At 31.7% G+C, this 26642-nt stretch carries 23 protein-coding genes; 6 read left to right on the forward strand and 17 right to left on the reverse strand.

Annotated elements, in window-relative coordinates; all coding sequences use genetic code 11:
- The first annotated feature begins 3 nt into the window (after positions 1-3).
- The 3 genes from M2326_RS00660 to M2326_RS00670 all read left to right on the forward strand — a co-directional run bounded on the left by M2326_RS00660 (position 4) and on the right by M2326_RS00670 (position 2052).
- Positions 4-231, forward strand: coding sequence for a DUF4907 domain-containing protein (locus M2326_RS00660; protein ID WP_264617632.1), 228 nt, complete (start codon positions 4-6; stop codon positions 229-231).
- Positions 232-486: 255 nt separating this feature from the next.
- Positions 487-1296, forward strand: coding sequence for a sensor histidine kinase (locus M2326_RS00665; protein WP_264617633.1), 810 nt, complete (start codon positions 487-489; stop codon positions 1294-1296).
- A gap of 45 nt (positions 1297-1341) precedes the next feature.
- A complete protein-coding gene (locus M2326_RS00670; protein WP_264617634.1) occupies positions 1342-2052 on the forward strand; it encodes a LytR/AlgR family response regulator transcription factor in 711 nt (236 codons plus the stop codon).
- 2 nt (positions 2053-2054) lie between these two features.
- Here the strand turns inward: M2326_RS00670 and M2326_RS00675 are convergent, their stop codons facing one another.
- Together M2326_RS00675 and M2326_RS00680 are read right to left on the reverse strand one after the other, a co-directional pair.
- Positions 2055-2573, reverse strand: a complete 519-nt coding sequence (locus tag M2326_RS00675) for a gamma carbonic anhydrase family protein (protein WP_264617635.1) — start codon at positions 2571-2573, stop codon at positions 2055-2057.
- Between the two features lie 16 nt (positions 2574-2589).
- On the reverse strand, positions 2590-3588 hold the full coding sequence (locus tag M2326_RS00680) for a PorP/SprF family type IX secretion system membrane protein (protein WP_264617636.1): 999 nt from the start codon (positions 3586-3588) through the stop codon (positions 2590-2592).
- A gap of 153 nt (positions 3589-3741) precedes the next feature.
- Here M2326_RS00680 and M2326_RS00685 point away from each other — a divergent pair, with 153 nt between their 5' ends.
- Both M2326_RS00685 and M2326_RS00690 read left to right on the forward strand, forming a co-directional pair.
- Positions 3742-4635, forward strand: coding sequence for a NifU family protein (locus M2326_RS00685; RefSeq protein ID WP_264617637.1), 894 nt, complete (start codon positions 3742-3744; stop codon positions 4633-4635).
- 248 nt (positions 4636-4883) lie between these two features.
- Positions 4884-5720, forward strand: a complete 837-nt coding sequence (locus tag M2326_RS00690) for a mechanosensitive ion channel family protein (RefSeq protein WP_264617638.1) — start codon at positions 4884-4886, stop codon at positions 5718-5720.
- 10 nt (positions 5721-5730) lie between these two features.
- On the opposite strand, the gene tsaB is transcribed toward M2326_RS00690, so the two are convergent.
- The 3 genes from tsaB to M2326_RS00705 are packed head-to-tail and all read right to left on the reverse strand — an operon-like array spanning position 5731 to position 9104.
- A complete protein-coding gene (gene tsaB / locus M2326_RS00695; RefSeq protein WP_264617639.1) occupies positions 5731-6399 on the reverse strand; it encodes a tRNA (adenosine(37)-N6)-threonylcarbamoyltransferase complex dimerization subunit type 1 TsaB in 669 nt (222 codons plus the stop codon).
- A 43-nt stretch (positions 6400-6442) separates the two neighbouring features.
- Positions 6443-7729, reverse strand: a complete 1287-nt coding sequence (locus tag M2326_RS00700; RefSeq protein ID WP_264617640.1) for an efflux RND transporter periplasmic adaptor subunit — start codon at positions 7727-7729, stop codon at positions 6443-6445.
- Between the two features lie 7 nt (positions 7730-7736).
- Positions 7737-9104, reverse strand: a complete 1368-nt coding sequence (locus tag M2326_RS00705; RefSeq protein WP_264617641.1) for a TolC family protein — start codon at positions 9102-9104, stop codon at positions 7737-7739.
- 590 nt (positions 9105-9694) lie between these two features.
- On the opposite strand from M2326_RS00705, the gene M2326_RS00710 reads away from it, so the two are divergent.
- The gene (locus M2326_RS00710; RefSeq protein ID WP_264617642.1) at positions 9695-11104 is read left to right on the forward strand and encodes a DUF4403 family protein; all 1410 of its coding nucleotides are present in this window, start codon (positions 9695-9697) and stop codon (positions 11102-11104) included.
- 10 nt (positions 11105-11114) lie between these two features.
- On the opposite strand, the gene M2326_RS17560 is transcribed toward M2326_RS00710, so the two are convergent.
- From M2326_RS17560 to sov, 12 genes are all read right to left on the reverse strand, one after another.
- A complete protein-coding gene (locus M2326_RS17560) occupies positions 11115-11261 on the reverse strand; it encodes a hypothetical protein (RefSeq protein WP_413603251.1) in 147 nt (48 codons plus the stop codon).
- Between the two features lie 115 nt (positions 11262-11376).
- A complete protein-coding gene (locus tag M2326_RS00720; RefSeq protein WP_264617644.1) occupies positions 11377-11919 on the reverse strand; it encodes a DUF420 domain-containing protein in 543 nt (180 codons plus the stop codon).
- A 5-nt stretch (positions 11920-11924) separates the two neighbouring features.
- Positions 11925-12611, reverse strand: coding sequence for an SCO family protein (locus M2326_RS00725; RefSeq protein ID WP_264617645.1), 687 nt, complete (start codon positions 12609-12611; stop codon positions 11925-11927).
- A 4-nt stretch (positions 12612-12615) separates the two neighbouring features.
- Entirely contained in the window at positions 12616-13263 is a 648-nt protein-coding gene (locus tag M2326_RS00730) for a hypothetical protein (RefSeq protein ID WP_264617646.1), read from the reverse strand.
- Between the two features lie 84 nt (positions 13264-13347).
- Positions 13348-13710: a cytochrome C oxidase subunit IV family protein gene (locus M2326_RS00735; RefSeq protein ID WP_264617647.1), complete on the reverse strand. Its 363-nt coding sequence runs from the start codon at positions 13708-13710 to the stop codon at positions 13348-13350.
- A gap of 17 nt (positions 13711-13727) precedes the next feature.
- Positions 13728-14711 (reverse strand): cytochrome c oxidase subunit 3, encoded by a 984-nt coding sequence (locus M2326_RS00740; protein WP_264617648.1) that lies wholly within the window; start codon positions 14709-14711, stop codon positions 13728-13730.
- Between the two features lie 42 nt (positions 14712-14753).
- Positions 14754-15341, reverse strand: a complete 588-nt coding sequence (locus tag M2326_RS00745; protein WP_264617649.1) for a cytochrome c oxidase subunit 3 — start codon at positions 15339-15341, stop codon at positions 14754-14756.
- Between the two features lie 2 nt (positions 15342-15343).
- Positions 15344-16246: a heme o synthase gene (cyoE, locus tag M2326_RS00750; protein ID WP_264617650.1), complete on the reverse strand. Its 903-nt coding sequence runs from the start codon at positions 16244-16246 to the stop codon at positions 15344-15346.
- Between the two features lie 117 nt (positions 16247-16363).
- Positions 16364-18463, reverse strand: coding sequence for a capsule assembly Wzi family protein (locus tag M2326_RS00755; protein WP_264617651.1), 2100 nt, complete (start codon positions 18461-18463; stop codon positions 16364-16366).
- A gap of 174 nt (positions 18464-18637) precedes the next feature.
- Positions 18638-19027, reverse strand: a complete 390-nt coding sequence (locus tag M2326_RS00760; protein WP_264617652.1) for a VanZ family protein — start codon at positions 19025-19027, stop codon at positions 18638-18640.
- Positions 19020-19400, reverse strand: a complete 381-nt coding sequence (gene gcvH / locus M2326_RS00765; protein WP_264617653.1) for a glycine cleavage system protein GcvH — start codon at positions 19398-19400, stop codon at positions 19020-19022. Before gcvH ends, M2326_RS00760 begins: the two co-directional genes overlap by 8 nt.
- An 80-nt stretch (positions 19401-19480) precedes the next feature.
- The gene (sov, locus tag M2326_RS00770) at positions 19481-26641 is read right to left on the reverse strand and encodes a T9SS outer membrane translocon Sov/SprA (RefSeq protein ID WP_264617654.1); all 7161 of its coding nucleotides are present in this window, start codon (positions 26639-26641) and stop codon (positions 19481-19483) included.
- Position 26642: the final 1 nt, after the last annotated feature.

Below are 26642 nucleotides of genomic sequence, written 5' to 3' on the forward strand. Positions count from 1 at the left end.
AAAATGACGCTTAATTCTTTCAAAACTTCAACAGGATGGGGATATACTATCAGTCAAAATAAGAAAATTATAATCAAACAAACTATTATTCCAGTGATAGAAAACAATAGCAGTTTCAAAACAGAAAGTGATGCTTTAAAGGTTGGACAATTAGTCCTCGAAAAATTGAATAATAATATATCCCCAACGGTAACAAAAAATGACTTAAATTTATTGTCGATAAAATTATAGATGGAACTAGAACAAATTAAAAATACTATTTCAAAACGAATACTAATTCATAGTATTATCTGGTGTTTATTTATTCTGGCAGCTTTAATTCCTTTCTACGAAAATAAATCGTACATCAATAGTGATTTTTGTTTTCAGTGGATTTCAGGCATAAGCTTATTTTATCTCAATTTTTATTACCTAGTACCGCGACTACTTTTACAAAAAAAACTCTGGGAATATTTGATGATTCTTATTGCGATAATTTCGCTTTTCATGATCACCAGAACTACATTTTTCCCTCATGAACTTCACCTTGATGTACGCCCTAACTTCAAAAATAAAATAGGAATTTTTATTCCAAAAAGAAGGCCTCCATTTTTTATGAAGTTCTTCCCCGTTTTATTTTACCTATTTATCGCCGCAGGCAGCTCAATTATCAAAACACTTTCGGAATTCTATACCGATCAACAAAACAAATTGATTGCAGAATCTAATCGTACAACAAATGAGCTTAATTATTTAAGAAAACAAACTAATCCTCATTTTTTGTTTAATGCGTTAAATAGCATATACTCTTTGGCTTATCAAAAATCTGACAAAGTTCCAGATGCTATTGTCACTTTATCTGAAATGATGCGCTATATGCTTTATGAAACGGATAATCGAACGGTTTTTTTAGAAAAAGAAATTAATTATATTAAGAATTATATTGAATTACAAAAGCTTCGGCTTAATAATATTGAAAATATTTTTCTAAACATACATGGAAACACAAAGGATATCCACATAGAACCACTTCTATTAATTGGCTTTGTTGAGAATGCCTTTAAATACGGAACTGATTATAAAGGCGTAGCATATGTTAAAATAAAAATAGAAATCGTAGATACTATTTTAGATTTTTATATCGAAAATAAAGTACAAGATTTCCATAAGGACCCTGAAAATTCTGGAATTGGAATTAATAATATTGAGAATAGATTGAATTTACTTTATCCTAATTCACACCAGTTAACTACATTGGAAAAGGATGATACCTACAGTGTTCATTTAAAACTAACACTAGACCAATTAAAAAAGTAAATTCGTAATAACTAATACCATCAAATTCATCCTTAAAAAAAAAATATGAAATGTGTAATTATTGATGACGAACCATTGGCAGTCGCTTTGATCAAAGAGTTTGTAAGCAAAGTCGAAACTCTTGAGCTAGTACAAACTTTCAACAATGCAATTGATGCCATTTCTGTTATAAATCAAACTCCTGTTGATCTCATTTTCTTGGATATTGAAATGCCTCATTTTTCTGGAATTGATTTTCTTAATGCCATTGACAAAAGACCTTTAATCATTTTTACCACTGCATATGAAAACTATGCCGTTGAAGGTTTTAACCTAGGAGCGGTTGATTATTTGGTAAAACCAATTCCTTTTAACCGTTTTTTAAAATCTATAGCAAGAGCACAACAACTTTTTAATCCTACAATAATTCCAGTACCTAGTATCATTTCTGCTCCCGAATTGGAACAAGATTTTATGTTTGTGAAAGCAGATTATGAGAATATCAAGTTGAACTATTCAGATATATTATACATTGAAGGCCTTAAGGACTATGTTAAAATATACACTACAGAAAACAAATACATTCTTACGTTAATAAGTTTAATAAAACTAGAGCAAAACTTAGCTTCAAAAGGTTTTTCAAGGATTCATAGATCTTACATTATTAATATAAAACATGTAAAATCAATCCAAAAAAACAAAGTAATTATTGACGAGAAGAGAATACCAATTAGTGAAAGCTATAAGACTGCTTTCTTTGAAAAAATAAAGTTATAATATTACTCCTCTTCTTTATACCAGCTTGAATATAAGATGTAATTATTAGCAATACGCTCAATTTCACCAGCAAAATCAGACTGGCTTAAGTCCTTTACTTTTTTGGCAGGTATACCCGCCCAAATTGTACCTGATGTAACTATTGTATTTTGCATTAATACTGCCCCTGCTGCTATAATTGAATTACTTTCAACAACACAATTATCCATAACAATAGCTCCCATACCGATCAAAACATTATCTTGTATCGTACAACCATGCACCATTGCATTGTGACCAATTGAAACATTATCGCCAATAATAGTGGGATACTTTTGATAAGTACAATGAACAATAGCTCCATCTTGGATATTTACTTTATTCCCAATTTTGATATAATTCACATCCCCACGAATAACAGCATTAAACCAAACACTACAAGATTCCCCAAACGTAACATCACCAACAATAGTAGCATTTTCAGCTACATAACAATCTCCCGGAATTTGTGGCGTTTTGCCATTTATTGTTTTAATCAACATTATAAAGTAAATTTAGTTAATTTATGGCTGGACAATTACACTCATATTTCTCACGTTTACAGAATAAATTAAGACCTAGAGTAACTTGATGGTATCCTCCGTTATCAAATTTAACTGCTCCTGACAAATGAGAATAAGTATAGGCAAACATAAAGTTTTTGTAATTAACCCCCAAAATTGGAGTTATATATTGTAAATGTTGTGTTGCGACACCACTACCAGTAGAATACTGTGCTCCATCAAGACTTCGACGATAGGATAACCCTGCCCAAAGAGATCCAAAATCCATATTTTTGTATGCTTTCATATTGAGGTCTAAAGTACTTTCCTTCGTTTTATCAATAGATTGAAACAAAACAGAAGGTTCCCATAAAATTGTATTTTTATTCCCGAAAACATAACCTACGCTCAGCAAGTACTTTCTTAAATTGTCGCTTTCAAAATCAGAATAAATATTTCTTCTCACTTCTAATAAATTTTTCACAGTGGCATGAGCATAAAAATCTAAATAATTATAAGAAGTACCAATGTCAAAAGTGGGATAGGAAGCTTTCTGAATAATTGTCCCATTAATTATAGGGTCAAAATTACCCGATTGAATAAATTTGGTTTCATCAAGTTGACTTTGAATCAATCCTGCACTAATACCAAATGATAGTTGATTTAAATCTAAATCATCTCTAGAAAACATCAAGTGATAAGCATAACTCAACTTAACACCCTGTTGCGAATGATATCCATTTCTATCATTGAAAACAATGATTCCGGCACCTGCTTTTTCACTTATTCTACCATTAAAACTTAATGTCTGCAATGAAGGTGCATCAGCTTGATTAAACCATTGTTTACGAGATGTTAGTCTTAACTTAGCACAGTTAGATGCACCTGCCATTGAAGGATGAATAAGGTAATAGTTATCTGATAAATAATCTGAATAAACCGCAAGACCTTCTTGAAAAAAACCATAACTGACTGATAACAAAAAAATTAACGCTATTTTTATTTTAACTAACATTGAAAATATTTTAAAAATATGACTATTTCAAATTAAACAAAAACAAATAAAAACTTAGCAAAAATTAAAATAAAGTTAATTTATCTATTAATATACCAAATATAGTTAATCATAGAAAATAACTTTAGTAAATTTGTAGAAATTTAAATAATCATGACAAAAGTTCTTATAAAAGAAACACAAAATCCAACTATATTAAAATTTGAATTTGAAGACTTCATTACACAAAATGAAAGTTTTGAATTTAAAAATATTGACGAAGCCAAATCTTCTCCCCTTGCTCAACAATTATTCTATCTTCCGTTTGTAAAAACAGTTTATATTTCGGGGAATTTTGTTGCTATAGAAAAGTTCAGCATTGTTGAATGGAAAGATGTTCAAAATGATATTGCTGAACAAATTGAACTCTTTGTAAACAACGGAGGGACAATCATTACCATTCAAGACAATAAAACTAAAAAACAACCAGTTACCGTTTACGGAGAATCAACCCCTAATCCAGCTGCGCTTAAATTTGTAGTTAACAAAATGTTGACCAAAAATGCTATTGAATTCAAAAACATAGACGAAACAGCTGCCTCACCATTAGCTAAAGAATTATTCAAATTTGCTTTCGTAAAGGAAGTTTTTATTGATGAAAACTATATTTCTGTAACCAAATACGAATTGAATAGCTGGGAAGAAATCACTCTTGAACTTAGAACTTTTATTAAACATTATATTGAAAATGGCGGAATTGTTTTGGATGAAAATTTCATACCTAATGAAGTCAAAACTGATGCTGCAAAAGAAGCAAACTTTGACTCTCTTGATGAAACCTCACAAAAAATCATTAACATACTAGAGGAATATGTAAAACCCGCAGTAGCAGCAGATGGAGGAAACATTGCGTTTGATTCCTTTAACGAAACGACTCGAACTGTAAAAGTTATTTTGCAAGGTGCCTGTAACGGTTGCCCCTCTTCTACTTTTACTTTAAAAAGCGGAATAGAAAACATGTTAAAAAGCATGCTTAATGATGAAAAAATAAATGTTGAAGCTGTATAGTTTTTCTAATTAGAATAATTAACTATTTGTCATTTCCCATACCTTTTATCGTCAAAAACTTATTTGGTTTGGCCAATGAAAAAAAACCTCAAATGATGTTGACAAAGCAGAAGAATTGATCGTGTATGTTAAAACAAAAATGACTTATACCATTGAATGCTTTTCAAAAAATGAAGGAATTAAAAATTACTCCTTTACAAACAACATAAAACCTTCTCCAGTAGAAGGTTTTTTATTAAAACAAAACTATGAATTTAGATCCAAATTACATTACAAGTTACGGTAGCACAATCATCAAAGAAATAATTGAGTATTCCCCTAAATTGATCTCTGCCTTTATCATTTTATTTGTTGGTTTGTACGCCATCAGAATTATCAACAGACTAGTTCGTAAAATAATGTTGAAGAGAAAAATTGAAGTTACATTAACAAAATTTCTAGGAGACATTTTATTGTGGGCAATGCGCGTCCTATTATTTGTGACCTTTATTTCAAAACTAGGTATAGAAACCTCTTCTTTTGTCGCCATATTAGGAGCAATGGGATTGGCTGTTGGCCTAGCATTACAAGGCTCATTATCTAATTTTGCTGGAGGAATGTTGATTATTATTTTCAAGCCCTTCAAAGACGGAGATTTTATTGAAGCACAAGGCATGGTTGCAACAGTTAGCGATATCCAGATTTTTACAACCAAATTAATAACTCCAAACAATCAAATTGTTTTTATTCCAAACGGGATTTTATCTAATGGAATTATTACCAATTATTCAATTCAAGGAAATCGAAGAGCAGATTTAACATTCTCTATCTCCTATGAGTCCAATATCAAGCAAGCAAAAGATTTAATAATGGATATTTTGAACAGTAATCCAAAAGTACTTCAAGATCCAAAACCTGAAGTTTTTGTCAAAAACCTGACCGATAGTGCTGTCGAACTTGCTGTAAGACCTTGGGCAAACAAAGCAGATTTTGGTGCAGTATTCACAGAAACTTTAGAGAGCTGCAAAAATGCCTTTGACCAAGCAGGAATCACTTTCCAGCCATTTGTAAAAGAAAAATCAGCAAATAACAACAATAACAATTAGACTATAAACATTATTTCTTTGAAGTTGTAATCAGAAAATCTTTCAAGTAGAAAGGTTCAAAATAAGCCACATCTACTGTGGCTTTATTTTTGTATTGTTCGTAACTCAAGACACACATTTCTTTTGCTGAAGGATATACAAATTTATCTAGAAAAATAAATTTATCACTAGTTAAAACTTCTTTACACTTTTCAGCGCAATCACCAACAAAATAAATGGGACCATCTATCTCTTCAAATGAATTTCCAGTAATAATTTCTGCCTTAGTTTCTCTTATTTTTATATAATCAGAAGTAAAAATTGCGCTATACACTTCCATCCTTCTTGCATCTAGCATTGGGACTATACAACCTTGTTTTACACTTGCCTGTGAGGCTAAAGATTGCAAGGTGTCTACAGCAATTAAAGGTATCTCTAATGCATAACAAAGTCCTTTAGCAGTAGAAACACCAATACGCAAACCGGTATAAGAACCAGGCCCTTGACTTACAGCAATTGCAGCTAAATCATGAAAAGTAATAGAAGCTTCTTTTAAAGCTTGCGCTATAAAAACGTGTAACTTTTCAGCATGAGAAAAACCTTGTTCAGCGGCTTCCAAACATACCAGAGTTTTGCCTTCATTAGCAATAGCTACCGAACAATTTTTGGTAGTTGTTTCAATATTTAAAATATAACTCATTAGTAAATTAAAATTATGACAGGATAAAGGAACAAATATATAGCTATTTGGATTCTTTAGCAGATTTCAAAACAACTTTGTCACCAGAATTTAATTCTTTCGAAACAGTATTATATGGCCCAGTAATAACCATTTCACCCTTTTTCAAACCACTAATCACTTCTATATTTGCATCGTCTTGAATTCCCGTCTTAACAATTCTTATTTTTGCTTTCTCACCGACCTTCACAAATACGCACTCTAACTTCCTATCTTTCTTAACTACTTTATCAGTATCTTTTACTTCTTCAACAACAACATCTTTAGTAGACAGAGTATCAGACTTCACTACTATAGAGCTTATTGGTACATTCAAAACATTTTGCTTTGTTTTGGTCACAATATCTACTGTCGCAGTCATACCAGGTCTAAAAGGAGAGTAAGTCTTAGGCTTTCCTACTACTAAATCCTCATACGATTCTTTTAGAATTCTAACTTTAACTTTAAAATTAGTTACTTGATCTGCTGTTAAATTACTACTAGCCGAATTTGAAATACTCGTAACTACACCTTTAAATCGTTTTTTCAAATAAGCATCCACTTCTATATTCGCAACATCACCTTCTTTTATTTTTACAATATCATTTTCATTCACGTCTACTTCAACTTCCATATTATTCAAATTAGCCACCCTTAATAATTCGGTTCCAGCCATTTGTTGTGTACCCAACACGCGTTCACCTAATTCTACATTAAGCATAGAAACAGTCCCGTCTGCAGGAGAGTAAATCATAGTACGCCCCAAGTTGTCTTGTGCTTCATTAACAGATGCCAATGCACTTTTTACATTAAAATATGCTGTTTGTTTTGTTGCCTTTGCAACCTCAAAAGTTGCTATGGATTTATCCCAATCAGACTTAGAAATTATACCTTTACCAAACAAGGTTTTATTTCGTTCATAACTTAATTTTGATTCATTAAACTGAGCATCAGCTTGAGACAAGCTAGATTTAGAACCCGACAATCCTGCCTTGGTTCTATCCAAACTAGAGGTATACAAGTCTGGATTAATCTTAACCAACAAATCACCTTTTTTTACAGTTTGACCTTCTTTTATGGGTAGTGCTATAATTTCACCCGATACCATTGAAGCAATCTTCACTTCTATTTCGGGCTGAATTTTACCCGTTGCAGAAACCGTTTCCACAATAGTTTTACTCGTTACTAGGGCAACTTCCACTTCTTTACCTTTGTCACCACCACCGATTATTCCTTTTTTTACAAGAAAAATCGAGACTCCAATAACAACAATTACGAGGGCTAGTAAATAATACAATCTTTTCTTTGACATTTTTCGGCTAGTTTACAATTGGAATTCCAAAATAGAATTCTAAAATCTTAATTTTAAATATATAATCGTACTTCGTTCTTAACACTTCAGACTGCGCATTGGACAACAAGGTTTGCGACTGGCTCAATTCAAAGGAATTCATAAGCCCCACATCAAATTTCTCTTTTGAATACCTGAAAGATTCCTGCCTTGCTTCAAGAGTTTCTACAGCAGACTCATGCGATTTCAAAGCTCCTTTGGTATCCGTAAAAGCAGTGTAAATAGTTCGTTCTAAAGTCTGATTTTGTTGTTCTAATGCTATCTTTGATTTAGAAAAATTAACAAGAGATCGCTCTACATTATTCCTAACCGATATCCCATTTAAGATAGGGATACTCAACTGCAACCCAAAAGTCTGTCCTTTGTTATTTTTAAACTGCTGGAAAAATGGTGGAGCTCCTTCCAATCCAATAACTTTACCTGTTGCATCACGAAGGGCGATATCAGCATAAGAAATCCTAGTATTATAATTATAAAAACCTTTTAGAGTTGGTTGAAAGGCCCCTTTTGCAATAGCAATATTTTTTTCCGCAATGGCCAAATTTGTTTCTGCAATTTTCAAATCTGTTCTTTTTTCTTTCGCAACAGCTAAGATAGATTGTGGTGTTTCTGACAATATACTATAATCTACTTTAAAAATACTATCTTCAACAATATCAAAATTCATGAAATCATCAATTTGCAACAATTGCACTAAGCTTAATTTTGAAATTAACAATACATTTTCTGCATTTACTATTTTTTGATTATCTGCAGCAATAGTAGCTTTACTATCTAATAAATCACCTCGCGCAATTGTTCCTGCATTTACTAATTCTTGAGTACGTAGATTTTGCTTTGTATCAATTTCCAATTGTACTTTTTGCACTTTTAAATTCTCAACATTAAATAACACTTGCAAATAAGCATTAGCAACATTTAATGAAATATCTTCCTTCATTTTTGTTAGTTGATATTGTGCAGCAACAATAGCAAGATTATTTTTACGGAGCGTATTTTGATTTTGTAAACCTTTATAAATATCAACTCCTATAGCACCCGTAGCAGATGTAAACTGAGTTGTTTTGTTTTGTAAAAGGCCAGTAGTAATATCTTGATTCAAACCAATATTCCAAGAATGTGATGAATTTACGTTTATAGTAGGCAGAAAACTACCGATTGCCTGCCTCTTATCTATTGTAGCCAACTTAACATCCAGGTCTGATTGTTGAATTGAAATATTATGAGATAAAGCATAATTAACACAATCCTCAAGAGACCACTTCTTTGATTGTGCATTTAATGTATAATGAAATACTAAAAGAGAAAACAAAAATAACCAAATGACTTTTTTCATGTTTTTAAAGTAGAAATGATTCTATTACCAAACAAATTTAGGAATTTTATAATCAAATGACTAATCTATTTTTACAAACACAAAACAACACAAAAAAACCCGCCTAAAGAATAGACGGGACCTAAAACCAACCAAATACCTTATTATGAAATCGGGTATTAATATGCTTACTAATTCAAAATGGTTTTAAAATATTTTACACAAAATTATTATACTAAAACAATACTCTTTACAACAAAACAAATTAAGGAAACCCTCAATTAATCAAAATTAATTTACCAAGACAATCAAAATTAAATTTAAATACTTTGAAAACCCTACAACTATCAATAAGACATTATGAACGTAATCAAAATACAACAAAAATGTATATATTGTATATTTCAAGCTAAAAAGTAGTTCTTTTTAATTATTTTAACAACAATTCAGCTTTTAGTTACAAAATTTTAACTAATTATACGATTGATGCAAATATAAGAATTTACCGCACCTAAAATGTGAATATATTGTTATTATTTTATAAAACTACAATAGGACAGATTCACTACCTTAATATTAAGTAATTTTGACATTTATAAATTCATATCAAAATGCAATACTCAAGACTAATACACTTAACATTATGTATCTCCATACTGATTACATCATGTAGTACTACACAAAAAATAGATAACCTAAAGCCAGCACCAGATGACGCTAGTCCTATTGTTTACAATACAACACCATCTTATATCAATCTTCCAATTAGTATAAAAATTAAGGATATCGAAAATCAAACCAATTTTTATTTGAATGGCTTAATATATGAGGATAACAACATTGAAGATGATGATATTGAAATGAAAATTTGGAAAATGGCTCCTATTAAAATACAGAGCAACGAATCTTCAAATGATGATAGAATACAAGTTCTCTTACCTTTGAAAGTAGAAATAAAATATCGAGTAGGCACAAAAACAATGGGTGTAGAAATGTACAATACAAGACTATTCAATTTGAACGGAATCGTATCTCTAACTAGTAGTATACACTTAACTAACTGGAAATTAACAACAAGTACAGAGTTAACATCGATCAACTGGAACGAAAGCCCTACTATGAATATTATAGGTAAAAACATGCCTATTACATACTTAATTACTCCTACACTAAAACTGTTTAAATCAAAAATTGAAAAAAAGATAGATGAAGTAATTGAGAACTCAATGAATTTCAAACCTAAAGTCATAACTGCATTAGAAAAAATAAGTAAGCCTTTTCTAATAAATCAAAATTACAAAAGTTGGTTGAGAATTAATCCTACTGAACTCTATGTTACTGATGCAAAAATACTGAAAGAATCTTTATTGATGGATATGGGTTTAAAATGCACTATAGAAACTCTTATTGGAAATGAACCACCAACGAAATTTGATTCTACTAAAATAATTTTAAAACCCGTAACTAAAATACCTGATCAAGTTAAAGTCAATATTATCGCAGTCTCAAGCTATAATGACGCATCAAAAATAATGACAAAGAATTTTTATGGACAAGAATTTAGCTCAGGAAATAAGAAAATAAAAGTTCAAAAGGTAGACTTATGGCACAAAAACGGTAAAATAGTTGTAGCGCTAGAGGTCACAGGTACAATTAATGGCTCGATATATTTGTCTGGTTTCCCAAAATATGATGACAATACTAAGGAAATATATTTTGATAACCTTGAATATGTATTAGATACTAAAAATCACATAATGAAAACTGCAAATTGGCTTGGGCAATCATATGTACTAAGAAAAATTCAAGAAAATTGTCGATACTCCATCAAAACAAATCTGGACGAAGGAAAAGACACTCTAATGACCTACCTCAATAATTACTCACCTATGGAAGGTGTGTACATAAATGGAAAAACAGATAACGTTAATTTTACAAAAATCCAATTAACAAATAATGCCATATTAGCATCACTAGAAATCAGTGGAACAATTAATATTAAAATTAACGGTCTAAAGTAGCAAGATTAATCTATTTACTATTTTTTTTCATTCTATATACAGCATAGGCAACACCCGCGACAAGTAAGTAAGGTATCATCATCAAATAAACAATTCCGTCATTTACGGCTTCGGCTTGAACTTTATTAGCTTCACCACCTAATGAAGCCCTACACATAGCACATTGAGCATTGGCTGAAAAAGAAATAAAGAGAGAAACTAAAAAAAAGCACAGCTGTTTTTTAAAAAGGAAAACTTTAGATAATGTAAACTGTAAACTAGAACCTTTAAATTTAATTAGCATAATAAGGAGAAATCATTAAATAGACAATAACGCCGGTTACGGCAACATACAACCAAATAGGAAAAGTAATTTTAGCAATTTTTTTATGCTTATCAAAAACCTGAGCAAGTGCTCGAACATAAGTTATCAAAACTAACGGAATAATAACTATCGACAAAACAATGTGAGTTATTAAAATAAAGTAATATACATATCTAATAATGCCTTCACCACCAAACTTTGTAGAATCAGAAGTCATATGATAAGCTATATACATAACTAAGAAAGCTAAAGAACATCCAATAGCAGTTTTCATCAGATTCTCATGTAATTTTAAATCACCTTTTTTTACTGCGATTACAGCAGCAATTAAAACAACCGCAGTAACACCATTTATAAATGCATATATTGGAGGTAAAAAAGAGAGTGGGGAAACATCAAAACCCAACTTTCGTAGATTAACACCGAAAAGCAAAGCGACGAATAAAGGAATTACAACTGATAATGTCACAATCCATTTATTATATTTCTGTTCTAAATTTTGATTTTTCATTATATTTATTCTCGTAATAATATACTAATATCTTGTTGTAAATCTCTAACTCCTTTTTTATCCAGACCGTCATAATACAAAATTGGATTTCCGAAGTCATCTTTTCTTGAACGAATAATTCCATTTTTATCCACTAGAGCAAACAATCCAGAATGCTCAAAGCCACCTGCGACATTACCATTTTCTGCAGCATAAAGATTAAAACCTTTATTTGCAAGATCCATAATAACAGTTTTATCTCCAGTTAAGAAATTCCAATTTGAAGATTTAACACCAAGCAAAGCGGCATGATCTTTTAATACTTTAGCAGTATCATGTGATGGATCAATAGTTATAGAAACAATTCCAAAATTTGGATTACCAAAAAATTTATTCTCAATACCCAACATACTTTGATTCATCTTTGGACAAATAGATGGACAGGTAGTAAAAAAGAACTCCAACACATACACTTTTCCTTTATAATTATCATTACTAATAATTATATTATCCTGATTCTTTAATTCAAACTTAGGAGCCGGACCGACTTCAACTAATTTAGCTTCTGAATGAGAAACACCAGAAACCTTATCCAAACGATCACCGACTACAACCTCGCCATCTTTTAAACGATCTACAATTTTTGGAACAGCATATATACCAAAAATCAAAATAATAAAAGAAATTCCAATATAGGATTTATTTTTAAACATAATTTTATTTTAAAAGTTGCTTAGTAGCATTGTGATTCTTTTTTAGAGCCGCTCTATATTCATATAGAATGACCTTAAAATCATCCAACATCTCATTACTTAATTCAGCAGGATGAAACGTATTATATCCTTCTTTATAATCTTTTACTTCTTTACGGCCTCTTAAATTTCTTAGTTTATCAACTATATAGACATTTGGTGTACCTGCATCATCACCAATCTTCCCTTTCAAATGAAGTTTACTATAGTAATTTTTTATTTCTTCTTTAGAAGCGAAAACAAAATGCCAATTTGACACATCCGTAAACTCATCTAAAGCATCCATTATACTCCTAATATCTTCCTGAGTACCATCTGTACAAACCATCACAAATTGAAGATCTTGAAAAGTATGATATCTCTGATAAATTTTTTCATTTAAATTAAAGAGATTACCTCTATTTTTCAAAATTTCAGAACCACCGAAACCTAAAATGGTAATTTTATTATCCAAACTTACCTTTTGATTATTAAAAGATTTCCAATTTCCTAGATCAGGTATTTTGTTAGTAATTACAGGTAATTTGGTAAAACTGTTTACCCCCGAAGCAAAAAACAAATAAGCAACAATGGGCAAAACGAAAAGAACAAAAAGAACTATATTTTTCTTCATCAATACTATTATTTAATACTACAAAAGTAAGCAAAAAAAAAGGTATCCGAAAAACGAATACCTCTAGTTTGAATTAATATAGTGTTAAAAATTCCACTTAATTGTTGAATCTCTAAAAACCCCATAAATATAGTGACCCTCTGTTAAAAGGATAAAAAGTAAATAAATTAACAAGAAAATAAAAGGAAGCACAACGGCCTTCCTTAACCATGGAGTTTCACCCTCCATATGCATAAATGAATAAACAATATAATGCGCTTTAAAAACAGTTAAAGCATAAAAAATAATATTCAATAAGCTTAAACCCCAAAGTACCCCAAACAAAGAATTATGATGTAAAAAATCTGGTTTGATAATACCTAAGATCACTTCAACAATTGTTACGGCAGATAAAATTCCAAAAACTTTCCAGATTTTACCAGTATTAGATTCATGTACGTGTGACATAATAATATTTTTAAAAATTAAACTAGATAGAAAACTGTAAATACAAACACCCAAACTAAATCTACAAAGTGCCAATACAATCCAACCTTTTCTACCATTTCATAGCTTCCTCGTTTTTCGTAAGTTCCAACAAGCACATTAAAGAAAATAATAATATTTATTATAACTCCAGAGAATACGTGAAAACCGTGAAATCCAGTTATAAAGAAAAAGAAATCAGCAAATAACTTATTACCGTATTCATTCCTGATTAGATTAGCTCCTTCAACCACATACTTAGCATCAGCTAAACGTGTATCAGAATCCGTTCTACTCAAAATTGTTTTCTGTTTTGTTGCTTCGTTAATAACCTCAGTCCTAATTAATAATTCAGGATGTGATTTAAAACCTGCTTGTACTTCTGCTATAGAGTACGTTGGCAATTTAGCTTCACTTACAAACCAAGGTGATTTATTGGCAGTACTTGTAACTCTTTCTTCAGGTAATCTCGCCGCAAAATCAGCCAAAGCTACACGCTTGCCATCTTTGTCAACGAACTGTAGTATACTACCCCCTTGAGTTTCAATTGCACCATACTCTCCTTTGATGAAATTTTTCCATTCCCAAGCTTGAGAACCCACAAAGATCAAACCACCAATAATGGTAAGAAACATGTAAATAGTAACTTTTGCTTTATTCATTTGATGTCCTGCATCAACAGCCAAAACCATTGTTACCGAAGAAAAAATCAAAATAAAAGTCATAAAAGCCACATAATACATCGGAGCTGATACCCCATGCATAAATGGAAAGTGTGTAAACACTTCATCGGCCAAAGGCCAACTTTCAATAAATTTGAATCTAGAGAAACCATAGGCTCCTAAAAATCCCGAGAATGTTAAGGCATCTGATACGATAAAAAACCACATCATTAATTTACCATAATTGGCTCCCATTGGCTCATTATCGCCGCCACCCCATGTTTTGTCCTGACTATTCGCAGTAGTAACTGTCGCTCCCATAAAAATTGTTCATTAAAAAGTTTCCAAATTTACGTTTTTTTCTTATTTAAAGAAATATAAAAATACAAATAAACACACCCATAATATATCTAGAAAATGCCAATACATCGCAGCTAGTTCTATACCAAGAGTTTGAGTAGAATTGTATTTTTGTTTAAAATGATTATAAATTACAATTATTAACGAAATCACACCTCCAGCTAGGTGCAACAAGTGCACAACAGCTATAACATACAAGAAAGTTGTAGTAATTACGCTAGAAGCACCAGTAGGATAATATCCCATTTCTATCATTTGATTAAACCCAACAAATTGCAAGGCTACAAATAACAAACTTAACGCTAGTGTACCCAGCAAATATGCTGTAGTTGCACCATGATTATTTTTTTGAATAGATTTCTTAGCCATAAACATAGTTACACTGCAACCAATAATAACCAAGGTACTACCAAAAAAAGCAGAAGGGAAATCAAAATCCTTTAACCAATCCACTCTTGATTTACTCACAATAAAGGCACTCGTAAGCCCTGCAAACATCATAACCATACTAATCATCGCAAACATCAAGATCATCTTATATGATCTATTTGTCCTTGAGTGATGTTCCTCTGTAGTCATTGTTATTTCCATAATTATCTTAAAAATTTATCCACAATATAAACAATCTGCAATAATGATATATACGAAACACTAACTAACATTAATGTTCTTGCTGCTTTAGCTGTTCTTATCTTATATAATTGAACTGCATAATACAGCATCCACAATCCCAAAATAAAAACTAATATCGACGCGTAAAGACCGATATGCAATTGCCCCGTATATCCAAGCGAAGGTAGTAAAGATGCAATAAGCAACCAAACACTATATAAAATTACTTGCAATGCTGTTCCTTTATCTTTTTTTCCAGTAGGTAACATAAAAAAACCAGCTTTCTCATAATCCTCATACAAAAACCAACCTATTGCCCAAAAATGAGGAAACTGCCAAAAGAATTGTATCAAAAATAAAGTACCAGCTTCAATTCCAAAATTTCCAGTTGCAGCAACCCATCCTAACATAAAAGGAATAGCTCCTGGAATCGCCCCCACAAAAACAGATAATGATGTAATCGTTTTCAAAGGAGTATAAACACTGGTATATAAAAAAATCGATATCGCTCCAAACATTGCTGTTTTAGGATTGATTAGATACAATAATGTAATTCCAATTACAGTCAACAAACTCGCCACTATCAAAGCAGCATTTGGAGACATCCTACCGGATGGTACTGGACGATTTCTTGTCCTATCCATCAATAAATCTAAATCTTTTTCAATCACCTGATTAAATGCGTTTGACGCACCAACCATACAATAACCACCAACCATTAGCATCGCCAAAACTGACCACTGAAAAGGATGCTCCTCACTGAAACCCAAAAGATATCCCGCAATCGAAGAAAATAAAACACTAATAGCCAATCCAGCCTTAGTAATTTCTTTAAAATCAGAAAAAAGAGATTTAACAGAAAAAGTATTTGGTATAGAATTCAAGAGAACTATATTAGATTTTTTAAACTTCGGCAAATGTACAAAATTAGATTGGAGAATTCAGAATCTAGATTTTAGAATTTTCTAAATTAAATCGTTAAAAAAAACATAACCTAAGCTTCAATAATCAAAATACCAGTTAAACACATCTGTACGCAATCCCACACTAAACCAATTCGTATTTTCTTTAAAAACAGTAGCCGTATTTTGAATTGGATTAAAGCTCCTATAAATACAACTCATAAAAATCTTTAAGTTTGTCGAAGGATTAACCAAGTAACCTGTCTGAATATCACTTATGAAAATCTTACTTTTATCTCCTTGACCAACTTTTACACCACTATCGGCATAACGATCAATATCATAATCTCGATAAATATTACCACCATAATTTGAATTTGCTCCAGAATCTGAAAAATCAAAACCGCGAATTCCTAAAGTTAATTTTGCATCAGCATAAAAACGTCCTTTATGATATCTTGCAATGGCAATTAATTCTTTAAAATTACCGCCCCATTGATGGCCTATATTTTGATTATTATGCCCATAATTTGTAATAGGATCGCTGTGAGAATAGACGTATGGACGCACAAGGTTGTATTCCAATTGCACTAATAAATTATCAACATTAAAAGCATTATAATATTTAACTCCTAACTGATAACCATACTTATTTTTCCAACTATTATCTCTCTTCTTAACCTCCGCAAGTGAAAATTCATCCAAGAGAAATTGCCCATAAAAATTTAATTTATCATTCCACTTATACTTAAATGTCATGCCCAACAAAGCATTTCCTGTTCTAGCCGAAGAGGCAAATTCAACCGAACGATAAAATATTATCGGATTCACAAAACTGGCATCAAAACCACGATTATTCGTATTAGTCCATATAACCGATTCAAAGAATCCTAAATTTAATCTATTAGAAACATTCCAACTTAAGTAGTGATTAGCCATAAATTTGGTTGCATAAGTTCTATCCACAGAAACATCTGGACGAACATCTTTCAACCACATATAGGTATTTGTATACTTTATCTTCCAAAAATTAGTGTTAATTTTAAAATATGGATAAGGGCTGGCTCCATCAGATTCTAACAGAGAACGGTAACCGTCTCCAATGAAATTACGACCATACCCCAATTGTAAATCAATAAATTTATTGGGGGTAAAGGTTAAATTTGCTTCGGCCATGGGAAAATCAAATGAATTGGCCTTAAAGCTCTTTGCTATTCCGACACCAGGAATGATAGCAGGATCACCTCCAACTGGTTTTATAGATTCGGCATATTGATTAAAATAATCTGCAAACCTTCCTTGACTCTCGTAAATAGTTGTGGTAAAATTTAATTGTTCACCCAAACCACCTCTCAAGTTAATCGCCCGAGTATTCACATATGTGTAAGATGAAGTACTATTACTAGCCTTACCCAATTGCAAATCCATCACCGGATTTAATGTAAACCAATAATCTTCTCCTTGAATAGCAACCATGTTTTCATTCAATAATTTTCTAGCAAACCATCCTGAAACATTTTTTTTTAGTTTTTTATTTTCCTTTTCAATACTGTAATACTTTGCTACTTCGGCATATGTGTACGGTTTCGAAGCCGTATGATTATTACTTCCTACTTTATTCATTGCAGCGTCAAAATGAGCATAATAGCTATGTGAGAATGGAATATTTAAATGGCTACGCAATTCTGGATTTTCAAATTTTTTATAAATAATACTATCAAGTTCTGTAACTTTATCTCTTTTATTGACTGCTACAACAACTTTAGCAGCAGGAACTTCCAAATTTTTATTATTTAAGGGAATAGGAAAAGAAAAATTATACTGTGAATAAGTCACTCTACCATTATGGGTTGCTGGTTGTATTTTATTAAACTTACCAAAAACTCGCTTGGTCTCTTTAATCAAATCCTCATCAACAGCGTTTACAAAAATTACTTTAAAAACACCATTAGCATCAACTTCAAAAAGCACTTTTACAATACCTTTATAATTATTATCAACTAAAGATTCTGGAACAATAAAATTTTGAAAAACAAAATTCTGTACCTCTGTATAAAAACAATTTTCTAAAAACTGACCGTCTTTACCATTACAATTATCAAATACAGGAAAACGATCTTCATAATGATAACTACTATCTTGACTATATAGTAAAGTAGTTATCATTGACAATAAAAAAATAAATAAAACCTTTTTCATAATGATAATGAATAAAAAATACAGACTCGAATTTAATATATTGACAACGCAAAACAGAACCAATCGTAACTATTTGCAATAACTACACTTCAAAATTTACAGCATAAAGCTGTTGTAAACAAACAATATAACTCTAATAATTAAAACAAAAATCCCACCTAAGTGGGACTTATATTATTTTAAAATTAGTTTCAAATAATTATTTCTATCTAAGTAATAGCAAAATATAATTGCTAAACTAGCACCAAATACATTTGCACAAACATCTAGCACATCTCCAGAACGGCTTACGGTACAATACTTCTGCAGCAATTCTATTAATATTCCTATAAAAACAGAAAAAAACCAAGAAAATAGAAAAGGATTTAATTTACTATTTCCTTTAAAATGCAATTTAAAATACAAAAACCAAAGTGTCGTAAATGAAAAATGAAAAAACGAATGAATGTATTTATCAAAATTAATGACATTAACTTTTGGAGCACCATCTAACCGAACCAAACACAATACAAGTACAATTAACGTCCAAACAATTGCAATTCCAAGAAAAAAATTTTTACGCACCAATTAATGCTTTATAATCAACATCAGAAAGCAACGTATCGAAATCCGTAACATCTGATACTTTTATTTTAATCATCCACCCAGCACCATAAGGATCCGAATTTACTGCTTCCGGAGTACTTTCTAAAGAATCGTTAAACTCAATAATTTCACCAGCCAAAGGCAAAAATAAATCTGAAACTGTTTTCACAGCTTCTACAGTGCCAAAAACTTCGTCTTTTTCAAGTACTTGGTCCAAAGTTTCTACTTCTACATAAACAATATCTCCTAGCTCCTTTTGAGCAAAGTGAGTAATTCCAACTGTTGCAATATCCCCTTCCAGGCTTACCCATTCGTGGTCTTTAGTATACTTTAAATTTGATGGTATGTTCATTTTATATGAATTGATAATTAGTATTTAATATATTTTACAAATGTAGTAATCTTGTATTTAAATTTTGTTGCGTTCTAAAATTAATTCCCAAAATTATAACGGAGAGTAAATCCAGATCGAATATTTGTTAATGGAAAAGAAGTAGAAATTACAGCTTTAGAAAATGAATGATCGTAATAGAAAATAGCTGTAAGGTTTTTGCTAAATGAATAATCTGCAGTCAATTTCAAAGACCAAATATTTTGACCTCCTGCTAATTGATTGTTATCATAATTTAAATAACGTACAATTGTCTGATTATTACGGTAAGACAAATCGGCCTTCATATTAATATCTCCTTTGATTACACCGGTTGGATTATCGGCTAATCTTGATGAGAAGATAACATCTTTAAAGCGATAACCTAAACCAACGATATACTCAACTCCTTTTACCTCCGTCAGCAAATTATTATCAAAACTCATAGATAAAGCTCTATCTTTTTTTATTTCCGTAAGAAATTTAAAAGCGTTTTTCAATTCGAAATCAACACGAATCAACGGGTTGAATTGTTCCACTAAGTTAACATTAGAAATTAAGGTCTTATTATAGAAATTACCGCTGTCATCAATACCATTAGGATTCTCATCGTATTTAAAATTAGAACGAAATTGATTGATTGTATAAGAAGCCCTATAATTATGCTGTAATGAAAAACGCTTGAAATGTTTTTTGAACATACCATAACGCATCAAACCATTGTATTTGATTGACCAGTTTGGTATTGGAAAATTCCTGAAAGCCCCCAATGAACTACTTGCTGCATCTCCACCAGTATAGGCTGCCAAGAAAGCTGGCAATAATACAGCTTGGTTGTTTTTACCAAAACCTATCGGAAAACCATCAGCATCAATATTAGCAATATTATTTATATCTATACCTTTGGCTGTTGCCAATCGATTTGCTACAACTAATCTATTCTCTCTAAATTCATTAAATACCTGTGAAAAATTTTCATCACTAGTAGAAAAAGCAGACTTGATCATTACAGTTGATATCGAGAACATACCGTATGTATATGGCGATCGAGAATTATAAGTACCATCTGAAGAAACATCGTACTGCTCTGAATAGTTGCTAGAATACGACCTATCAACAGTTAAATCAATCTTCAAATCAGGAAATAAATCTACATTGGCTGTACCTTTAAGTGTTTTTGTACTTACCTGAGAAAAGTTTTGATTAAAATCTTGATAACTAGTCAACCATCCATTTTTTGCAGCCTCATATCGCACATCGTCTTGACTACCAAAAACAAACCCTAAAGTAGGTTTTGATGAACCGAAAAATCCTAATCCTGGAGTATAACCAGGTAATACTGTACCACTATTATCTGTATAATTAAGTTGTATATTTTTCACACTTGTCAAGATACCAATCAATCCATCTCTAAATGGGCTCTCTTTGTTAGCAACATTATTAGCAGCTATATTTACTACTTTCTCTCCTGGTTTTGGTAATGCTCTTGGCTTCAGCAACTGTTTTCCGGCAGGCTTTTTAGTTAGTCCCAAATACTTATATAGCATATCCATATTAAACGATCCATTCAAAGTATGTGATCTAGCATTTTGAATTGTATTTCCTAAATTATAAGTAATATTATCTATTTCTAAATCCTTTAAAAAGGTAGAAGATCGTTGCCAACTATAATTACCTGTATAAGTGTAATTTGCTTTAACAAAACTAAATAACGGAATTTTATTAATTGGAATTTCATAATTCACCACCAATTGCTGAGTATGATTATAAGGATCACCACTATCCCAATAGCCATCCCATATACTTAAGTCATCTATTGGATCATTATTTTCATTCAAATAATTTTTTACAATATTGGCAGACGAGGCAGTATAATTTAATTTAAGTGATTTTGTTAAATTAAAATTGACTCCATATTGGTAATTAAAAGCAAAATTCCTTCTATACAATGGATCCAATCCAATACCGTCAACATCAACTTGTCTAAATTTTTGGCGATTATATTGTCTATTTATATTTGTATTGAACGTAATACTAGAGGGTAAATAATTAAAATTAAAATCGCTTAGCATTTTCCAATACGAACTCTTTTTCATGAACTTTGTTTTCTTGAAAGGTTCAATAGGTTTCGTTTGGAAACTATATGAATAATCTACTGCAGTAAGTGACTGTTGATCTAGATACTCTTCAATTTGATAATCATGGCGTTCTACTTTATTAATAGATTGTGAAAACGTAAAATTTTCTGGATCATAAACATGTTGTTTTTGCTCCGCACCTCTTTGCTTTCGAACACCTATAAAGTTAATACTCGTACGTTTTGTATAATCTACAGCACGATTGATAATATTATTTTTCTCAGCTTGACTAGCAGTATATTCTAACAATTCTTTAATTCTAATATCCGAGTTAAAAGGATCATAAAGTGGTGTAATTGTTTCTTCCCCTACAGAATAATTGAAAGGTAAATTTATCCCCCATTTACTAGGTAATAATTTACCCAAATTAATATTGGTTACAATATTATATTGCTGAATATCTTCACGGCTACGTTCATTTGGACCTTGCTCAATAGCACCAAAACCAAATGTACTTTTCTTTCCAGTAGCTGAAATAGTAGCCAAGTCGGCAAAATTAGTATCGACATTTAATAAAGCAGCCATTCCACCAGAGTTATCCATTCCTGCCAAACGTAATTCATCAAACCATACCTCACCTTTAACCTTACCGTCAGTAATAGCTGCTTTACTTTTGATCCCTACCATTAAATTCCTTACCATACCAAAGTTAGGATTTCCCTTAACCCCTAATGTAAGTTTATTAATCTTAGACCCCGAACTACCATCTAATTCTCCTTCCTCTTGATAATAAATCCCATCCAATGGCAAAGTAGATATATCAACTGATTTATACTTAATTTTCAATGCTGTTAGCAAACTTAATGTTAGGTTAATTTGATTACTTTCTGGCCAAACAGCTTCTTCACTAAGCTTTGTACAACCAGAAGGCTGTGTAACTTTCAAAGGGATTTCTATCTGATAAAAATCGTCTGTAAAATCATTTCCAAAACGAATAAAACCTACCAATTGATCATCTCCTAATAACGCTTGATTAGGTAAAGATTCTGCATGCAAAAACATTTTTAATTCCTTATATTGACGCATATCAATACTCACATTTTTGTATACAGCTCTAGAATCCCCTGACTCCAATCCACTACCAGAGACTCTCAACGACAGAGATTGCTCATTTTGATTAATGATAGTATTATTATTATATAATTGCTCTCTTACAACCCCCGGAGGTTGAATATAATTAATTGGACATCGTGTATTATTTTCCTGAATATTCACAGCCAACACGTCAAAATCTGTACCATCATCAACTACATTAGTATCACTAAAATCTAGCGTATTGGTATAACGTCTCCACTCACCACGGACCAAATCCAAAGACCCAAATCGCAAGGTTACTTCTTGATCGAATCCTGTCATAAACATTCTCATAAAACGAATAGACCTAAAATCAGTAATATCACCAATCTTATTTTGAGGTTGTGCAACAGGAATTTTAAACTGTATCCATCTTGCTGCAGTCGTTTCTCCATTTGGCAAATCAACTTGTGTCTCCCTTATATCGGTAATAAAATTTTCACCAATTTGCATATCCTTTCTCATATCAATACTATATTCATAATAAGCATTGATTGTATTCATAGTATTGTCTTTATTAATATCCTCAACATCTGGCGCTGTAGTAGCGGCACGATTAGCATCATTAATATCAACCGCTGAATTTCCTTGTTGTCCATTATAATTCTTATAGCGATCGACAATACTTCCAGTTGTATTCAAATAATAGGTATAATCATCGGCAGCTGGATCGACTTCTGTTGCAAAATTATTATATACTTCAGCTTCAGTTCCATTAGCTAAACCGTCTAAACCAACATCTTGGTTAGATCGATTATTTACATTTGTATCGAAAGCATAAATCAAAGATTGTGAAGCTGGCACATCCCCCCAGATTGGTCTTGGATTCGTTAATATTTGATCAGGACCTAAGCCATTCTCAAATTGTTTACGACCATCTTTTAAAATATCTTCGGAAATCTCTCCTAAATTAAAATATACTTTCCCTGTATTCGATGCTGCTACCTCCCCGTTACCAACGTATGGATCTTGAACCCAGAACTGAATGTACTCAACATTTCCTTGTTCAAAATTGGTTGAATTAATTGCTCGCATGATTCCTCCAAAATTCTCTTTTGGATTTACGGCAAAATTAACATTATTATTATAGGGCCCTCTTTCTGTAGGGAAATAAGTTAAATCTAAAGTGCTTACTACTTGTGTTTGTCCCAAAGCAATATCTGTCAATGGGTATAATTCTTGACTATACACCCTTCTAGTTTTATTTAATGACAAATCATTATTACTGATACCTGGAGGTTTTGATGTATAAAAAATAGGATCAATTGTATACCAAGCCAATTTGGATCTTTTAAAACCATAACTCAAATCATTGGACGCAGCACCAAAATCATATAAGCTAGTCGAACTCCGTTCTGGCGTAGAAGAGAGGCTCCAAGCATAAGCAGAACGCATATCGATGGAGGACTGTGATCCTTCAAAATCATCAACATAAATAGTTGATTCTCCACCAAAACTATCAATTTTGGATGCATTTGGCTTCAAAAACGCAATCTCCCCCCTTACCGATAAATTAGAAGGCACATCGGTATCTACATTTGGAAGTTTATTTACCAAACGGGTAAAGAAAGGAACTTCGGTAGAAAAATTTGTATTGAATCCAAAAATAGTATTATTTACAGATTCTTGACCATAGTTCGATTTAGTTGTAAAAGGTCTTTCACTCATTTTAAGTAAAGTCCCACCAATCACAAATTTATCAGATATTTTATGTTCGACATTTACACCCATAAAACGGGTTGTCTGTTGTCCAAAAATTGAATTATTTTCTAAAGAAACGTTAATTGGAGTATTTGATGCTTGTAGAGAAGCATCAAGAATTTGCACACGACCTAACTGATAATTAACACTATAATCAATACCTTCTACCAAAGTACGACCTCCAGCGGTTACCACTACAGAACCTTGCGGTACATTAAATGCACCAATTGGAATCCCGTCACTTCCTGTTGATTTGTACTTACCTCTTAACAAAAACTTATTTTTATCACTATCTTGCAAAGCCCCAGCTTGTGTACTTTGGTACATACTTCTAAAAACATATTTCTTCTGATTCTGATTATACAACTCCGCGTCACCTGCGTAAGTTACAGCTGGATCTGTACTTAATTTATTAAATAACAATTCACCAAATGGCTCCTTAGAGGTGAAAATAATTCTACCATTTTGAGAGTCCATTGTTATGCCTTCGATAAAATCAAAAAAACCATCACCACCAGTCTGCGGATCATTATTATAATTTAATTTATCTAAGTTAAAAACTTTTAACAATGGAGTTTCTGCGATCTTATCGCCAGCAGCCGGATTGTCAGGAAACGGTACAGGAATACCTGCTATATTTTTAGCTTCGGTAATATAATTTAAAGGAGATGGATCTGTATAAAGAATATTAAATCTAAAATCACCTTGCTTTACTTGATAAGCACCAGGGATCTGATAAATATTTTTCATCATCAAATTCCACATTGGATTTTGAACGTATGTTAAATTACTTTTTAGCATTTTAAGAACCAAACTTTGCGTAATAACAGCCTGACCAGAAGAAGTCCCCGAAACTACAGTAGATTCTACACCATCATTACCAAACTCTCCAACTTGATATACTTTATCACCAATGGTATATTCATAAGCAACTGCAAGAACTTCGTCGTTAGACAAACGTTGTTGTAAAGAAATATAACCTAATTGAGTATTATAAGTATATTCAGTCGGTAGCAATTTTCTAGCATTTTCTAGTTTCGAATAATCCTGACCTTCTCTGGCTGTAAAACCATTAAAGCCTGAATTTGAAGTAGCAACCTCTCTAATATTTGCATTCAACAAACTTGAACCAATACCTATTTGCGCAGGGTCAAATTTATTGTTTCTATTATCTGCTGGAGAATCTGTGGCATTATTAAACATTCCAATTGAAGATTCCTTCACTACTATTTGATTGTCTGATACACCTGTAAATTGCCCTTCACCTAAATCCTGAAGCGCAATAATATTCCTTAAGTTATTTGAATTTGTAGTAACACGATTCTGTTTATTTGTAACCCAAATTTCCAATCTAGTAATTTGCACTCTACTATCAATAAACGGATAGTTTTTAAGGGCCGAATCATATTTATTCCTAAAAAACTGAGATAAAAAAAAGTGCCTATCATTATCGTAATCTAAAGCATAAACATCAAAATCTTGAATTGTTCCACCACCTTGAACTACTACACTTTTAGTTTGAGATTTTTGTTCAGAAAAAACTCCAGTTACAGTCGTTTTCCCAAACTGCAATTGCGCTTTTACACCAAACAAACTTTGAGCTCCACGAATCAGAGAACTATTTAAAGGCATACTCACATTACCCACCTCAATTTTTTGAATGATATCATCCTCTGTTGGTTTGTAATCTAACTTTAATAAATTTTGAAATGCAAAAGTAGACTGTGTATCATAATTAGCATTTACATTCATTCTGGTTCCTACTTTACCCATTAAACTCATACTAATCCTTTGATTAAAATCAAAAGCTAGATTGGAGCGATTTCGAGGAGAAAACGAAGGGTTATCTTGTTTTGAATAACGAGCACCCAAATCCATTTCTACTGAACCAGTGGGCTTTACATCGATAGTATTTCCGCCGAAAATAGTCTCAAAAAAGCCCGAATTCACGTAATATTTAGGTAATAAATCCCTTTTTGCCTCTTCACTACCTTCTTTCTTTCCATCAATAGCATCCGCTTTTTGTTTGAAATACCCACGCATTGATTCTTTCACAACCAAACTTTCATATTCCTGTGGAGATAATATAATTGGATAATTAATAGAAAAACCATCTACAGAATTAGTATAAATATACCGATCTGTTTTTGGGTCATAAGTATAAGCTGATAAAATACTTTGAGGTTCTTTCATTTGGACTTTCCCTAGAGAAAATCCTTTTTTAACAGTATCTTGAGCTACAACATTCACTTGAGCCACCGATACAAAACCACAAAACAAGATCAGTAAAAGAGTACAAATCCTACACATA

The organism is Flavobacterium psychraerolatum (assembly GCF_025960985.1).
Classification (GTDB): Bacteria; Bacteroidota; Bacteroidia; order Flavobacteriales; family Flavobacteriaceae; genus Flavobacterium.